This is a genomic window from Arthrobacter sp. UYNi723, from assembly GCF_054057635.1.
This window is the reverse complement of the sequence record NZ_JBSRZM010000011.1, coordinates 17,011-32,786: the sequence shown is the minus strand read 5'-3', so window position 1 is coordinate 32,786 and position 15,776 is coordinate 17,011. Positions and strand designations below refer to the sequence as shown.

General features: G+C 66.2%; 13 protein-coding genes and 1 pseudogene. 8 read left to right on the top strand and 6 right to left on the bottom strand.

The annotated features are described in order from the left end of the window. The first annotated feature begins 120 nt into the window (after window positions 1-120). The 5 genes and pseudogenes from ACVWY0_RS10440 (at window position 121) to ACVWY0_RS10420 (ending at window position 3,806) form a co-directional block, all read left to right on the top strand. Complete coding sequence (locus ACVWY0_RS10440; RefSeq protein ID WP_485836638.1) at window positions 121-681, top strand: hypothetical protein; 561 nt, start codon at window positions 121-123, stop codon at window positions 679-681. Between the two features lie 97 nt (window positions 682-778). Further along, complete coding sequence (locus ACVWY0_RS10435; RefSeq protein ID WP_485836637.1) at window positions 779-1,354, top strand: hypothetical protein; 576 nt, start codon at window positions 779-781, stop codon at window positions 1,352-1,354. A 53-nt stretch (window positions 1,355-1,407) separates the two neighbouring features. Next, complete coding sequence (locus ACVWY0_RS10430) at window positions 1,408-2,502, top strand: COG1470 family protein (protein WP_485836636.1); 1,095 nt, start codon at window positions 1,408-1,410, stop codon at window positions 2,500-2,502. Window positions 2,503-2,911: 409 nt separating this feature from the next. Then, window positions 2,912-3,385, top strand: coding sequence for an IS110 family transposase (locus ACVWY0_RS10425; protein WP_485836635.1), 474 nt, complete (start codon window positions 2,912-2,914; stop codon window positions 3,383-3,385). A 25-nt stretch (window positions 3,386-3,410) separates the two neighbouring features. Next, window positions 3,411-3,806 (top strand): annotated as a pseudogene (locus ACVWY0_RS10420) (transposase). 430 nt (window positions 3,807-4,236) lie between these two features. On the opposite strand, the gene ACVWY0_RS10415 reads toward ACVWY0_RS10420, so the two are convergent. Next, window positions 4,237-4,923: a hypothetical protein gene (locus ACVWY0_RS10415; RefSeq protein ID WP_485836634.1), complete on the bottom strand. Its 687-nt coding sequence runs from the start codon at window positions 4,921-4,923 to the stop codon at window positions 4,237-4,239. A gap of 530 nt (window positions 4,924-5,453) precedes the next feature. On the opposite strand from ACVWY0_RS10415, the gene ACVWY0_RS10410 reads away from it, so the two are divergent. The 3 genes from ACVWY0_RS10410 to ACVWY0_RS10400 all read left to right on the top strand — a co-directional run bounded on the left by ACVWY0_RS10410 (window position 5,454) and on the right by ACVWY0_RS10400 (window position 10,138). Then, the gene (locus ACVWY0_RS10410) at window positions 5,454-6,818 is read left to right on the top strand and encodes a flavin monoamine oxidase family protein (protein WP_485836633.1); all 1,365 of its coding nucleotides are present in this window, start codon (window positions 5,454-5,456) and stop codon (window positions 6,816-6,818) included. A 51-nt stretch (window positions 6,819-6,869) separates the two neighbouring features. Further along, complete coding sequence (locus ACVWY0_RS10405; protein ID WP_485836632.1) at window positions 6,870-7,004, top strand: hypothetical protein; 135 nt, start codon at window positions 6,870-6,872, stop codon at window positions 7,002-7,004. A gap of 65 nt (window positions 7,005-7,069) precedes the next feature. After that, the gene (locus ACVWY0_RS10400; protein ID WP_485836631.1) at window positions 7,070-10,138 is read left to right on the top strand and encodes a Tn3 family transposase; all 3,069 of its coding nucleotides are present in this window, start codon (window positions 7,070-7,072) and stop codon (window positions 10,136-10,138) included. Window positions 10,139-10,387: 249 nt separating this feature from the next. Here the strand turns inward: ACVWY0_RS10400 and ACVWY0_RS10395 are convergent, their stop codons facing one another. The 5 genes from ACVWY0_RS10395 to ACVWY0_RS10375 form a co-directional block, all read right to left on the bottom strand. Beyond that, window positions 10,388-11,866: a mannitol dehydrogenase family protein gene (locus ACVWY0_RS10395; protein ID WP_485836630.1), complete on the bottom strand. Its 1,479-nt coding sequence runs from the start codon at window positions 11,864-11,866 to the stop codon at window positions 10,388-10,390. Between the two features lie 227 nt (window positions 11,867-12,093). Next, window positions 12,094-12,759, bottom strand: coding sequence for a nucleoside/nucleotide kinase family protein (locus tag ACVWY0_RS10390; RefSeq protein WP_485836629.1), 666 nt, complete (start codon window positions 12,757-12,759; stop codon window positions 12,094-12,096). After that, window positions 12,759-13,820, bottom strand: coding sequence for an NAD(P)-dependent alcohol dehydrogenase (locus ACVWY0_RS10385; protein ID WP_485836628.1), 1,062 nt, complete (start codon window positions 13,818-13,820; stop codon window positions 12,759-12,761). The genes ACVWY0_RS10390 and ACVWY0_RS10385 overlap by 1 nt, the downstream gene beginning before the upstream one ends. Window positions 13,821-13,859: 39 nt before the next feature. Beyond that, on the bottom strand, window positions 13,860-14,777 hold the full coding sequence (locus ACVWY0_RS10380; RefSeq protein WP_485836627.1) for a carbohydrate ABC transporter permease: 918 nt from the start codon (window positions 14,775-14,777) through the stop codon (window positions 13,860-13,862). Beyond that, window positions 14,774-15,742 (bottom strand): carbohydrate ABC transporter permease, encoded by a 969-nt coding sequence (locus ACVWY0_RS10375; RefSeq protein WP_485836626.1) that lies wholly within the window; start codon window positions 15,740-15,742, stop codon window positions 14,774-14,776. Before ACVWY0_RS10375 ends, ACVWY0_RS10380 begins: the two co-directional genes overlap by 4 nt. Window positions 15,743-15,776 lie beyond the last annotated feature (34 nt).

The window sequence follows — 15,776 nt, the reverse complement described above, 5'->3', positions numbered from 1 at the left end:
GGGAAGCGCCATGCAGCCGCCAGTTATGGGACTTCAAGGCCACCGGAGTGGTTGACGAAAGGTCTCAATATGTTTCGGTTTTCAACATGCAGGGCTTTGACGCGCAGGGCTTTGACGGCGGTGGTCGTAGCCACTCTGACCGCTGGTGCCCTATTAATCGCTCCGTCGGCCTTCGCTGCAGATTCGGTAACCCAGGCCGTGACCGGTGGCACCCGTACCGCTTCCGTCGCTGCCCTGTCGCTTACCAGTGTGGCCACGACGCACACAGTTCAGAACAACACCGGCACAATGACGCTGACCGCCGATGACAGCACCGGCACCGGGGCCGGCTGGAACGTCACACAACAGGTCAGCGCCTTCGCCTACACCGGATCGAACTCCGGCACGGCGATCCCGGCGACTGCATTCTCCATCACCTCGGTCGGGGCGGTGACATCCTCGGCGGGCCAGGCGATCAGCACCACAGGCACCGACGCGGCGCCGACCGGCCCGCAGAGCGCTAACATCACCAGCGGCGTCTCCGGGACCCTGAACGCGGCGGTAACGGTCATCCGTGCCGGGGTGAGCTACGGGTCCGGAACCTATACGCAGCCAATTAACGTGACGCTGGCGATCCCGGCCGACAGCCGCGCCGGCACCTACACCGGAACCTTGACCACCACCATCACTGCCGCCCCGTAACACCTGCCCGGACGGATGAAACCTGCAGGGACGGGACCCGGTTCCAAGGTCCCGGCCCTGCAGCCATACCCCTCGGCCCAGAGGACAGTGAGTACCGATGATGACCGGATGGTCCAGACGGGCCGCAGCCGCGGTGCTGCTCGCGGCCGCGCTGGCGACCGCGAGCGTGGGCCCGGCGTCAGCCTCCCTGACTGCGAGCCTACAGGCCCTGACAATGCCTGCCGCGCCCTACTCACATAACGCGCAGACGACCACGGGACGGGCGGTGCTGACCGTCACCGACACCTCCACGTACATTGCCCCGGTGCCGCCGATGACGCAGGGTACGGGTATGGGCGTCGGCTGGAATGTGACCCAACGGGCGTCGGCCCTGGTTTACACCGGTCCCAACAACGGGACGGCCATTCCCGCCGCGGCCCTGGCCATCATCTCCGTCGAGGCTCCGGTCGCTTCCTCGGGCAGCCAGCCCGTTGATCCGGTGAACGGGCCGATGGTGCCGACGGTTTCGCCGGCCGGATCGCTGGATAGTGCGCGGATGGTCCTGCACGCCAACTCCGGCTACGGTGCCGGCACGTACACCCAGGGAATCAACCTGTCTCTGACCATCCCGGCCCAGAGCCGGGCCGGGACCTACACCTCGACCATTACCACCACGATCGGGTCCGGGCCGTGACCGGCCCGCGAAACCATGGCCTGCCACCGTCGTTGCGAAAGAAGTTCTTCCTGATGCCCCAGCCGTTTCCCCGCCGACGGGCCCGGCACCTGACCCGGCTCCTACTGACCATGGTCCTGCTGCTATCCGGGTGCGCCGTCGCGGCGCTGGCGGGACCCCTCAGTGGTGCCGCTGCCGCAGATGCTCCGCAGCCGGTCAACCTCAGCCTCAAGCCCGTTGACCAGCCCGGCCCTTATTTCAGCCTGATCATCGATCCCGGCCAGAGCCGGCAGCTGAAGGTGGAACTGGGTAACCACGGTGCTGCCTTAACCGCCGCCCGCACGTACGCCGCCGACGCCTACTCCCTGATCGGGGGCGGTTTCGGGGCCGGAGACCGGGACAGCGCCCCGACCGGGACCACCACGTGGCTGTCCTACCCGGCACAGGTTCTGCAACTGGCCGCCGGGCAGGGAAGCACGCGCACCTTCACCGTCGCCGTGCCGGCCGGCACGGCCCCCGGAGACTACATCAGTAGCCTGGTCCTGGAGAACGATGTCCCCCTTCAGGGTTCCGGATCCGTGGTCCTGAATCAGATCGTCCGCCAAGCCATCGCCGTGTCCATCCATGTCCCCGGCCCGCTTCAACCGGCCCTTGCCCTGGGCACCGCCAGCCATAAGATCACCGCGGACCGTTCCGTGGTCGACGTCCAGATCAAAAATACAGGTACCACCAACCTCAAACCCGCAGGCAACCTGGTCATCCGTGACCATAACGGTAAAACCGTTAGCCAGGCAGCGGTGACCCTGGACTCGGTCTACGCGCGCACCGACACCCAGGTCGAAACCACCCTTGACGGTAAACTCCAGCCCGGCGACTACACCATCACCATCACCCTGAACGACCCGGCCACCCGGGCCGGTGCCGCCGGCACCATCCCGTTCACCGTCACCGCTCCGGACGCTGCGACCTCCACGGGAGAGCAGCAGGGACAACTGCCCCAAATCATCCAGGACGCCGGCGCCGGTCAGGTGCCCTACCTGCTGGGCGCCGGAGTGCTTGCCGCACTGGCGGGTGCCGTCCTTATACGGCGCAAACGGCGCGGGCGCAGAGTGGCAGCACGCCGGACCGCCGCAGACAACCCCGGCAGAGAAAACAGACCGGTCAACTGAGGCCCGCACCCCTGGCCACCCGTCGCCGGAAGGTGTCGGGGCATGAGCATGGCATCCGACGGTCACTCAACCGTCCTTCGACCGCCGTTGCGCTTCCCATTCCTACATTGGCTCGGGCGGCGCATCACCTGGCATGGCGTCCAAGCTGCGGTACTCGCCGGTCTGCTCCACCCATCCGACCATTGTGGACACGGCGTCGCCCTGACGTCCACCCTTGGAGGGCAGCGGCCGCGGACCGCTACCAACTAATTCCTAGGCGGAACCACTTTCGACGTGCCAACGCCCGGACCCGGACGGCCAGGATGAACCCGTCGTCAACGCTCCGGCTGTGTCACATGGGATCCGACTGCGGACTCTCAGAACTTCACAAACGCACCATGTCCGAAATCCGCGAAGCTGTGACAGAGAGGTGCTGCGTGCGACGGGCCGGTTCGGCACGGACACCGGGAATTATCGGCAACTGTTGAAGGTGGCGCATCAGTGGCCCGAGCGGGTGTGGGCGGTCGAGGGCGCGAACGGCATCGGCCGTCCGATCGCACAACGGCTGCTGGCCGACGGGGAACGTGTACTGGACGTGCCAGCCAAGCTCGCGGCCCGAGCCCGGGTCTTCGATACCGGGCAGGGTCGTAAGGCCGATGCCACCGACGCCCACGCGATCGTGATACTCGCGTTGCGGGACAAGGGATTGCGCGAGGTCAGTCTCGACCCGGCGCTGATAGCGCTGCGCTTCTTGTGTGATCGCCGCGACGAGATCTCTCACGCTCGGGCGCAGGCCCTGAACCGGTTGCACCGGCTGTTCTTGGAGCTGCTCCCGGGTGGGGCCCCGGTGAAGAAGTCGACCGCGCAGTACAAGGCGCTGCTTGCCTACGGTGCGCCCACGTGATGTCGTGGGCAAGACCCGCCGGCGGATGGCCGCCGAGGAACTGGCCGACCTGGAACGCTTCGACGTCAAGCTCAAGGCGATGAAGGTCGAGCTGAAGGCAGCGGTCAACGCGCTCGGGTCGCATCTGATGGACATCCACGGCATCGGGCCGCCCGGGGCCGCCCGGATCTTGGCCGACGTCGCGGACGTGGCCCGCTTTCCCGACCGCAACCACTTCGCGTCCTGGACCGGGACGGCACCCATCGATGCCTGAAGCGGCGAACACACCCACCACCGCCTGTCTCGGGCCGGCAACCGGCGGCTGAACCACGTGCTGTACATGGCCGGCATCGTCCAACTCCGCAACGAAACCGACGGACGGGCTACTACCGGCGCAAGCGTTCCGAGGGCAAGGCATCCCTGGAGGCGTTGCGGTGCCTGAAACGTCGCCTGTCCGACGTGGTCTACCGCCAGCAGGTCGCCGACGCCAGGGATCGCACCATTGCCGTGGGGAAGGAGGCGGGCTCGGGAGGGCACTCGGGGGCGACTCTGTCATCCAGCGCGACCGACGTGACCCCGGACATCGGCTCTTCGGACAAGCCACAGCCCGGACCCGCACCCGCGACGCTACCCGCTCCCACGGCGCCGAGGAAGAGCACCGCTCGGGGGACAGCCGCCCCGTCGCGACGACGCGCCGGAGGTGTCAACGTGGAGCGCCCCACCGGACGAACGACGTTGTGACACCGACCAGCGTCGGCGCATACTCGACGGCCTCCCGGACCCCTACCCCTTGACACAAGTCGCCATAGAAGGGAGCCATGACCGGATGGCGGATGAGCGAACGGTATCCGCGGCAAGATCCGGGCGTTCCCTCAGGTGCCGACGAAGACACGTCCCATCGCGAAGATCCCCTGCTGAGGGATCCAGAAATCACCAAGGCGGGCCTGCTCGCGCAAGGGCGCTGGCGGCCCGGCGTCCTCACCATTGATCCTCGCGCTCGCATCGACGACCCGCCAAATCCGCTGCGGATTGGCGTCAAAGGGCAGCCCATTGGCGGTCAGTCCCGTCATGCCGACCTTCCCTACTCCCAACGTCGACGACGCAACAGCACCCATCGCCTTGAGCATCGCTGGCGACCTCCAGGCGGGGAGCGGCAGCAGTCGGCCGACGCTACTCATCACCCGTGTCATGGGCGAGCTGTCGAGGGTGAGCGTCCAGTCGACGAGTTGCGGCGAGGTGACGCGCAGTACATTCGGCGCGTCCCAGGTGACATCGATGTCGACGATGGTCGACTCCTGCACGCCGTGGCCGAACCAGCGCGAACAGGCGAACTGGGGTTGTGCGGACTCGTAGAAGTGCCAGATGCCGTCGGGGTCGCGGTGCCATATCGAGGTGAACTGGTCACCGACTGACGATGCGGTCCACCGGCGGAGCCCGAGCACATGGCCAGATGCGAACGGCTGCCCCATGACGCCGTAACCCGAGACGCGTTCGTCAGTGCCCGGCGGGAGCTGAGGATGCTGCTCGGACTCAAGCGCACAATCGCGTGGAGACTTCACGTCCCGAACGTACCCCCTTCCGCGACCTGACACCAGACAAGCGCATCATCGGCTGCTCACTCGTCGCCGATTCGCGGCTCCGGATGGCCGCAGCGCACGCTATCTGCGGCTACTTATGTCTTCCAAGACCGCTCGGGCCGGCGCAGGCTCGAGTCAGGTGCCCGGTCGGACGCTCTCATCGCGGCTGCCCACCTCGGTTGGGCGTGGCTCTTTCATGGCATGCGGACCGGCGGGGCGCCGTGGCGAGGCGTGGCTCAAGTAGGGTCTGCTCAGCTCGAAGTAGCGGTGCCCGTCCTCGCTGATAGATGTTCGACGATGCGAGGAGAGGCTGTTATGGATCAAGTAGTCATCGGGATGGACCCGCAAAGGCGTCGGTCACCATCGAGGCAAGGGATATTCGGAGAGAGGGGTCGCGTTGGGGATCACGCAGCGGGGCGCGTGCGCTACCGCTGCTGCTTCTCGTCCGGAGCATGCGTCATCGACGGATCTTGCGAAGCACGCCGAGGGCCAGTTGTGGGACACTTTTGATCATGAAGCGCCACGAAGCCGATGTCGTCGTCGTCGGAGCCGGCTTGGCGGGCCTTGCGGCGGCCCAGAACCTGACCGATGCGGGCCTGTCCGTGACGGTTCTGGAGGCGCGGGATCGTGTGGGTGGACGTCTGCTCAACCACCAGCTCGCAGGTGGCGGGATCGTCGAGGTCGGCGGCCAGTGGGTCGGCCCGACGCAGCTGCGTGTCAACGCCTGGATCCGCGAGCTCGGCCTGGAGCTCTTCGAGACCTACGACGAAGGCTTCAACCAGTTCGAGTACAAGGGTCGGCTTTCGCGATACCGCGGCGCGATCCCCAAGCTCAACCCGGTCGTGCTCGCTGATGTCGCCCAGGCGCAGGCGCGCCTTGATCGCATGGCCAAGCAGGTACCCCTTGACGAACCCTGGCGCGCAGCGAAGGCCGCCGAATGGGATTCGCAGACCGTCGCGACCTGGCTTTCGCGCCATACCTATTCCGGCGGCGCCCGCGGGTTCTTCCAGTTGATCTGCGAGGGGGTGCTTGCCGCCGAGCCCGCCGATCTCTCGCTGCTGCACTTCCTCTTCTACGTCAACTCCGGCGGCGGCATCGACACGCTGATTTCCACCGACGGCGGCGGCCAGCAACACCGCATCGTCGGTGGCTCACAGCTGATCGCACAGCGCGCCGCCGAGCGGCTCGGCGACCGGGTTGTGCTCAACGCCCCCGTCAGCAAGATCGTCGACGACGGCGAGTCGGTGGCCGTCTATGGCGCTGTCGAGGCTCATGGCGCCCACGTGATCGTCGCGATCCCGCCGACCCTCGCCGGGCGCCTCGACTACGAGCCCGGGCTGCCGGGGTGGCGCGACCAGTTCACTCAGCGCGCGCCGCAGGGTTCGGTCATCAAGTGCATGGCGGTCTATGACGAGCCGTTCTGGCGCGGCGACGGGTTCTCCGGCCAGGTCACCAGCACCGACGGGCCGATAAAGGTCGTCTTCGACAACACGCCGTCCACCGGTGGCGTCGGCGTGCTTCTCGGGTTCCTCGAAGGCGAACAGGCCCGCGCTCTGGGACGCGTGTCGCTCGAGGAGCGACGCGACGCCGTCATCGCCTGCTTCGCCCGCTTCTTCGGGCCCCGCGCCAAGGAGCCAATCGAGTACGTCGAGCGCGCATGGGCCGAGGAGATCTACAGCCGCGGCTGCTATGCGGGCTACTTCCCGCCCGGAACGTGGACCTCGCTGGGCTTCGCGCTGCGACGCCCCTGCGGGCGCATCCACTGGGCTGGCACCGAGACCGCCGAGGTCTGGAACGGCTACATGGACGGCGCCATCAGCTCCGGCGAACGCGCCGCCCGCGACGTCCTCGCTGCCGGCGTCCAGACGGCCCCCTGAGACTGCGTCTCGAGGACCGTCCCATCCGCCGTCGTCATCGGCAGCCCCCCCATGGCTTTTCCCCTCCGCCGCGCCCGAATCACCGGCGCACTGACCGCCGTACTGGCCCTCACCGCCCTGATCGGTCCGGCACCGGCCCAGGCTCACGATGGGCTTGAGGACCAATGCTCGGAAAAGTCACGCTAAGCCGATCTCCAGTGGTAACGATGGTTGCCTCGGTTCGTTGAGCCTGTATGGCTAAACATAAATATTTGACTGCGGCCGAGGAGGCCTCGTACGGGCGATTCGAGGCGCAGGCCCCGGAACAGGCGGTGTTGGAGCGGTTCTTCTTCCTGGACGACGCCGATCTGGACCTCGTCGCGAAACGGCGCGGCGCTCGCAACCGGCTCGGGTTCAGTCTCCAGCTGGTGACCGTCCGGCACCTGGGCACGTTTCTGGAGGACCCCCTCGACGTACCGACCATGGTGGTGGATTATGTGACCGGACAAGTGGGGGTGGCGGATCCGTCGTGTGTGAAGGGGTACTTGGAGCGGCGGCCGACGCGGTTTGAGCATCAGGCGGAGATCGCCGAGGTATACGGCTATGTCTCCTACGCCTCGGCGGAGGCGGAGTTGATCGGCTGGTTGGACGGGCAGGCGTGGACGACCGGTGATCAGCCGAAGCCACTGTTCTACGCGGCGGTTGGATGGTTACGCGCGCGGAGAGTGCTGCTGCCGGGGGTCACGACGTTACGGGACGAGGTGGCCAGTGTCCGTAAGAAGGCGGAGACCAGGCTATACGCCGCCCTGGCGGGGGCGGTGACCGGCGGGCAGGCCCTTGAGCTGGAGAAACTGCTGCAGGTGCCCGAGCGCAGCCGTTGGTCGCAGTTGGAGATGTGGCCCAAGGCGGGGAAGAACACGACCGGGCGCGGCATGGTCATGGCGCTGAACCGGGTATCGGAGATCGCTGGGATGCACCTGGGCGAGGTGGATGTGGGCGGGGTGCCCAAGCGGCGGTTGATTGCTCTGGCGAAGGAGGGCAGGAACGAGACGGCGACCAAGCTTTCCCGGTTGCCGTATGAGAAGAAGGGCGCCACGCTGCTGGCCACGGTGCGGTGGCTGGAGGTGAGTGCCACCGACGATGCCCTGGAGCTGTTCGATGTATTCATGTCCAACGAGCTGATCGGGCGGGCAAACAAGGCCGCGGAGAAGGCCACGCTAAAGCGGGCGCCGGTGGTCGCCCGGCACGCCCGGGTACTCAAGGCGGTGGTGGAACTTCTGCTCGAGGCCGAGGGGGCGAGTGAGGAGATTCCGTTGGGCCTGGTGTGGGCGATGATCGAGCACCAGGTGGGCTCCCGGGCGCAGATCGCTGCGGCGGTAGAGGGAATCCGGGAGATCCTCCCGCCGCCGCAGGCCGAACCGGAGGGGCAGTGGCGGGAGGCGGTCGTGGAGCGGTACGCCACCGTACGCGGCTTCGCCAAGATGCTTTGCGAGGTCGTCGGGTTCGCGGCGACCGCCGACGCACACAAGATCCTTGCGGCGATGCAGGACCTGGCGCATCTGCTGGACCTGCGGGAGACGGTGAGGGTGCCCAAAGGGTACCTCGATGCCCGCAAGGTCGACCTGTCGGTGGTGCCGAAGGGCTGGTGGCAGAAGCTCGTGTTCCCCGCCGGCAGGCCCGAGGAAACGGTGGACCGCAACGCCTACGTGTTCTGCGTCCTGGAGCAGTTCCACACCGCGCTCAAGCACCGCGACATCTTCGCGGCAACCTCCGACCGCTGGTCAGATCCCCGGGCCCGGCTACTGTCGGGGCCGGCGTGGGAGAACGCGGAGGGCCCGGCGCTGGGCGCGTTGCTGCTGCCGGAGCAGCCCGACTCTCTGCTCGCCGGCATGCCGGGACCTTGGATGCGGCATGCCGGGACCTTGGATGCGGCATGGCGGACGGTGTCCGGTGGGATGACCGCCGGCGGGGACATCACCGTGGACGCCGACGGCCGGATGCACCTCGGCAAGGACGACGCCCTGGAGGAGCCGCCCGGCCTGAAAGACCTGCGTACCCGTGTGGCGGGCATGATCCCGCGCGTGGACCTGTCCGAACTGGTGCTCGAGGTGATGGGCTGGCACCCGGACTTCACCGCCTCCTTCACCTCCGCGGCCGGCGTGTCCTCCCGGCTGACCGACCTGCACGTCTCACTCGCTCCGCTGCTGACCGCGCACGCGCTTAATGTCGGGTTCGGACCGGTGATCGCCGACGCTCCGGCGCTGACCCGCGACCGGCTCTCCCACGTCGACCAGCACTACCTCGGCTCGGACTCCTACGCCGCAGCCAACGCGGTGCTCATCGATGCCCAGGGCGCCAGCGACCTGGCGCAGGCGTGGGGCGGCGGGCTGGTCGCCGCCGTCGACGGGATGCGGTTCATCGTGCCGGTCCGCTCCGTCGACGCCCGCCCAAACCCGAAGTACTTCCACCGAAAGAAGGGCGTGACCTGGCTGAACATGATCTCCGATCAGTCCGTCGGGCTGGCGGCCAAGGTGGTGTCGGGCACGCCGAAGGACACCCTTCACTTCGTGGACCTGCTCTACAACCCCGACGGCAGCCAGCGGCCCGAGGTGCTGATCACCGACCAGGGTTCCTACTCCGACATCGTGTTCGGACTGGTCACCTTGCTGGGGTTCGACTACCGGCCGGTCCTCGCGGACCTGCCCGACGCCAAGCTATGGCGGATCAACCGGTCAGCCGACTACGGCCGGCTCGACAGGACCGCCCGGGGAAAGATCGACGTGGAGAAGGTCCGCCGGCACTGGCCGGACATCTGCCGGATCGCCGCTTCGATCCACACCCGCGAGGTCTCCACCCACGATGTGATCCGCATCCTGCAACGCGACGGCCGTCCGACCGATCTGGGCGAGGCGGTGGCTCACTACGGCCGGATTTTCAAAACCCTGCACGTCCTCACCTTCGTCGATGACCCGGCCTACCGCCGGGAGATGAAAGCGATGCGCAACCTCCAGGAGGGCCGCCACGCCCTGGCCAGGCACATCTTTCACGGCCGCGAGGGCAAGCTCCACCAGGCGTACCGTGACGGGCAGGAAGACCAACTCGGCGCCCTGGGTCTTGTCTTGAATTGTGTGACGTTGTGGAACACGGTCTACCTCGACCACGCCCTGACCGCGCTGCGGGAAGAGGGCCACCCGGTGCTCGGTGCCGATGTCGCCCGCCTGTCGGCGTACGTGCGCCGGCACATCAACGTCCACGGCCACTACTCCTTCCAACTTCCCGACCTCGCCGGCGGCCGGCGCACTCTGCGCGATCCCGATCACCGCGACAGCAACGAGGAGTAAGAAGAGCCTGAGAGGCAACGGAAAGAAACCGGGGCATTAAGGGGTGTCGGAAAACGATCATCTACCGACACCCGGTCACTGCCGGCGTGTGATTGTTAGCCGAGAAAGGCGGTTAATTCGCGGGATGAGTTGCCGGTTTCGGCGTCGGTCATGCGGAAACCTGAACGGGCGCTCGAGGGATTAGAATTTCGGGCCGGTCAGGAGCTCGGCAGTCGGTCGCGCCCCTCCATAAGATACGTTTCGTGGAGTCTAGAGCCCCGGTTTTAGGGATCGAAGGGTATCTTTGGCGCCATGGTCATGGAGGCCCGTCAGTGCGTCGGAGTAGGCCATGACAAACCGTTCATCATCGATGAGGGCGCCGAAGACTTCGCGGTCCGAGATGAAGGACAGCGGGTCCTGGCGCTGCCGGGCGGCGGCGGCCATCAGGGTGTCTTTCAGGCGGTCAACCACTTCGATGGGGTTGCCCTGCTCGTCGGTGCCTTCGTCGTACCGCGCCCAGCTGGCCACAATTGCTGCAGAGCGATGGATTTCGCCGTTGTTTGCCAGATTGATGCGGATCACCGGCAGGAGCCACTTGGGAATACGGTCTGAGCTCTCGGCGCACAGCCTGGCCAGGGTGTCGCGGACGTATTCATTGGAGAAGCGCTCGATGAGAGTGTGCTTGTAGGCGTCGAGGTCGATGCCCGGAACGGGCTGCAGGGTCGGCGTGGCTTCCTTGTCCATGTAGTCGAGCAGGAACTGGGAGAACAACGGGTCCTGGCAGACTTCATGCGCGTAGCGGTAGCCGGCGAGGTAGCCAAAATAGCACATGCCTTGGTGGCTGGCGTTGAGCAGGCGCAGCTTCATGAGCTCATAGGGTTCCACGTCTTCCACCAGCTGGACCCCGACGTCTTCGAAGGGCGGACGGCCGAGGCTGAAATGGTCTTCGAGCACCCATTGTTCGAAGGGCTCACAGACCACGGGCCATGCGTCTTTCACCCCGAATTCCTCCTCAATGGCGCCTCGGTCCTCGTCCGTGGTCACGGGGGTGATTCTGTCCACCATGCTGTTGGGGAAAGGCACGTTTTCCTCGATCCACCCGCCAAGCTCGGCATCTTTGAGAGATGCGAAGGCGGTAAACATTTTCCGTGCGACGTCGCCGTTGCCCTGAATGTTGTCACAGGACATCACCGTGAATGGCTCCAAACCCCGTTCGCGGCGCCGGGCAAGGGCCTCGGTGACCAGCCCGAAGGTTGTCCGCGGTGCGGCTCCGGGCTGGAGATCGTGGATGACGTCCGGGTTCTCGGTGTTGAATTCCCCGGTGACGTGGTGGAAGTTGTAGCCGCCCTCCGTCACGGTGAGCGAGACGATGCGGACGGCGTCCGAGGCCATCTTTTCGATAACAGCATCCGGGTCGTCGGGGGCGAAAAGGTATTCAATGATGGAGCCGATGACCCGCGCCTCCCGGGTGCCGTCCGGGTTTTTCACCACGAGGGTGTAGAGGCAGTCCTGGCTGTCCATTACCTGCTTCATGCGGGCGTCGCCGGGCAGGATCCCAACGCCGCAGATCGCCCAGTCAAGTGCGTGGCCGGTGTTCATCAAGCGGTCCAGATACATGGCCTGGTGTGCGCGGTGGAAGCCGCCGACGCCGAAATGGACAATTCCCGCCGTCAAAGCTGAGCGGTCATAAGAGGGTTTGCCCACAGCAGCGGGGAGTTCCGGGAGAGTTGAGCTGGTGAGTGAATGCATGTGTTTAGCCTTTCAGAATGTGCTGGTCGATCGGCATGGAGCCCGGTTCCCGGGCCCATGGCGGGCTGGCCTTTTCCCGGAAACAGCCAATGATTCTTGCCTTGCCGGGAAGGACAGAAAGTGCGTTGAACGTGTCCGGGATGGAGCCGCGCCTGCCGTTTTCGGCTGAACGCCCGGTGGAAGAGCAACAGACGGTGGCATTTACTGCCTCCTTGCTTGTGCAGGGGTCAGGACCACGGGATGATCCGGTCTGCCGCATGGTGGGTGGCTTCGATCAGCTGGGCGTTGGTTTCGTCGGAACCGGCCGCCCACGCTTGCGCTGCGGGGCGGTCTTTGCCGAAGAGGATGTGCCTGTCCACGAGCCGGGAAAGGCGCAGGTGCCGGGGTGTATCCAGGAACCACACCTCGTCCAGCTGCGCCCGGACCTGCTGCCACGGGGGCAGTTCCGCGAGGAGGTAGTTCCCCTCGGTGATGACGAGCGGTACGGCTGCGGGTACTTCAATGGACGCGGCCACCGGCTCGTCGATGGTGCGGCGAAAATCGGGCGCATAGACCACGTGCTCGTCCCGCCGTGCGAGGCGCTGCAACAGGGAGAGGTATCCGCCGACGTCGAACGTGTCGATGGCGCCTTTGCGTTCCCTGAGCGGCGTGCCGTCGATGATCTTGTTTCCCAAGTGGAAGCCGTCCATCGGCACCACGACGGCGGACCCGGCTCCGAGAAGTTTCTGCAGGCAGGCGGAGAAGGTGGACTTACCCGATCCGGGGGCTCCCACAATACCGAGCAGCATTCTGTTCCCGTCGGCGAGGCGAAGCCGAAGATCCGCCACGGCCCGTTCCGCCTCCGGTGACCGGGGCCTCCGGGTCCCCGGCAGTCCGGTGTCAGCGAGGTCCATCAGCGGCCCGGGTAGACGACGGCTTTGAGCTTGCCGGGCTGCTTGCCGGCTTTGAGCGCTTCCTCGGATTCGGCGAGGGCGAACCGGCCGGTGACCAGGACGTCCAGATCCACCTTGCCGTCGGCGATCAGCTGGATGGCCAAAGGCCACGTGTTGGTGTAGCGGAACACCCCGGAGAGCCAGATCTCCCGGTTCTGGATGAACGAGACGGGGAGCTCGACGTCGTCCGCCCCAAGCCCCACCAGGATGACCCGGCCGGCCGGCCCCACGGCCTTGATGCCGGAACGGACTGCCTGCGGTGCGCCGGAAGCGTCAATGAACGCATCGACGTCGAGCCCTTCCACGCTGTCGGTTTTGGCGTTGAGCGCGTGGGTCGCGCCGTGTTCCAGGGCGAAAGCCAACCGGTCTTCTGCGATGTCGGTGATGTAGATTTCGGTGGCGCCGAAGGCACGGGCCGCCTGGGCGGCGATAATGCCTATCGGGCCGGCGCCGGCGATCAGCACCCGGCTGCCGGGCCTGATCTCGGCGCGTTCGCAGGCCCAGAGCCCGACGGAGAGCGGCTCGATCAGGGCGGCTGCCTCGTCGCTGACGCTATCCGGGATGTCGTAGGCGAAGTCGCCCTGGATTCTCACGTATTCGGCGAACGCGCCGTCGATCGGCGGCGTGGCGTAGAACTCGATGTCCGGGCACAGGTTGTACCGTCCCGCTTTGCACTGCTTGCATGTGCGGCAGGGCCGCTGGGGCTCGACGGCGACCCGCTTGCCGATGCGGGACGGGTCAACGGCGCTTCCGACGGCGGCGATCCGGCCGGAGAGTTCATGGCCGAGGATCAGCGGGTGGTCCACAACGTAGTTACCGATCCGGCCGTGCTCGTAGTAGTGCACGTCGCTGCCGCAGACGCCGACGGCCGCGACCTTGACCAGAACCTGATCGGCTTCAAGCTGCGGGACGGCCAGGGTTTCCAGGGCCATCTCGCCCTGGCGTTTCAGGACGGAGGCCCGCATCGTGGCCGGTAGTTCGGGGTGCGCCAGGGTGCGGGACTGTGCGGTGGGTGTTGTCATCGGAGTAATCCTCTAAGAATTGAAAGTGGTGAGGGCCGGCTACTTGACGGCGCCAAGCGAGAGGCCCTGGACGAGTTTGTCCTGGGCGGCGAAGCCGGCGAACAGCACCGGCAGGGAGATCACGACGGCGGCCGCGCAGACTTTGGCGAGGAACAGGCCCTGGCTGGAGACGAAGCCGGTCAGGAAGACCGGGGCGGTTCCCGCCATCACGCCAGTGAGGACGCGGGCCAGGAGCAGTTCGTTCCAGCTGAAGATGAAGCAGATCAGGGCGGTGGCGGCGATGCCGGGCATCGCCACGGGAGCGACGACCTTACGGAGGGTGAGGAGCAGGCCGGCGCCGTCGATCTGGGCGGCTTCGAGCATTTCCACGGGCACTTCGGCGAGGAAGGAGCGCATCATCCACACGGCGATGGGCAGGTTCATCGAGGTGTACATCAGGACCAGGAACCAGATGTTGTCCAAAGCGCCGACGTTTTTGGCGAAGAGGTAGAGCGGCAGGATCGCTGCGACCACGGGCATCATCTTCGTGGAGAGGAAAAAGAACATCACGTCGGTCCACTTTTTCACCGGCCGGATCGACAGCGCATAGGCGGCCGGGATGGCCAGGACCAGGACCAGCACGGTCGAGAGGATCGAGGCAGTGGCCGAGTTGATCAGCGGCGGCCAGGGGCTGACCCCCGAGCTCGCCCCGAAGAACTCCTTGTAGGCGTCGAGGGTGAGGTTCGCAGCGAGGGACGGCGGATTGGTCGCTGCGTCCGTTTCGGAGTGGAACGAGGTCAGGATCATCCACAGGACCGGTGCGGCGAAGAGCAGGGCCAGCAGCCAGGCCGCGATCCCGGCAGCCGTATTGTTGCGGGTGGGGTCCATGCGGGACTTGCCGCGACGACGCGAACCGGTTTTCAGGGCCGTGGGCCCGGGGACCGTGTTGCGGGGTGCGGCCGGGGTGAGGGTACTCATCGTGCTGCCTCCTTCTTGAAGAGCGAGAATACGGTGCGGAGCGCGAAGGTCGCCACGATGATCGTGCCGATGACCACCACGACGCCGGCGGCCGACGCCAGGCCATATTCGTTGGCGAAGTAGAACGTCTGGTAGATGGCGTACGGCAGGTTGGCTGTTCCCAGGCCGCCCGAGGTGAGGGTGAAGACGGCATCGAAGTTCTGCACGATGTAGATGGCCCCGAGCAGGCCACCGAGTTCCAGGTACTGGCGCAGGTGCGGCAACGTGAGGTGGCGGAAGATGCCCCAGGGGCTCGCCCCGTCCATCTGGGCCGCTTCGACGGTGTCCATGGGACGCGACTGCAAACCTGCCAGCAGGATGAGCATCATGAACGGCGTCCACTGCCAGACCAGCGACACGATCACGGCCATCAGGGGCGCCTGGGACAGGAGGTCCGGCTGGGGCGCGTTATCGCTGCCGAACAGGGACCAGACCCAGGTCAGAATCCCGTTGATCAGCCCGTAGGTGGGGTTGAGGAGGGCATGCTTCCAGATCAGGGCGGCGGCCACCGGAACCACGAGGAACGGTGCGATCAGCAGGGTACGGGCCAGTCCGCGGCCGATGAACTTCTTGTCCAGGAGCAGTGCCAGTCCCAGGCCGATGACGAGGCTGGCCAGGACCACGGAGACCGTGAGGACGATGGTGGTGAAGATGGCCTGGCGCAGGTCGGCGTTGGTGAGGACCTGAACGTAGTTATCGAACCCGGCAAACCCGGTCTGGTCCGGGCGGAGGCTGTTCCAGTTCAGGAACGAAATGATGAGGGTCACCACGAACGGAAGCTGGGTGACGATGATGAGGAAGATCAGGGCCGGCAGCAGCGGCGCACGCCGTGCCCAGGCCAGTGCGCGTTCACGCGACCTGGCGTTCTTGGAGGTTTTGGATGCGCTGTGTCCGGGACCGGAGACGCGCGCTGTTGCTGTAGTCATGATGTTCTCCTGCGGTTCTGTGGCCCGCCGTCAG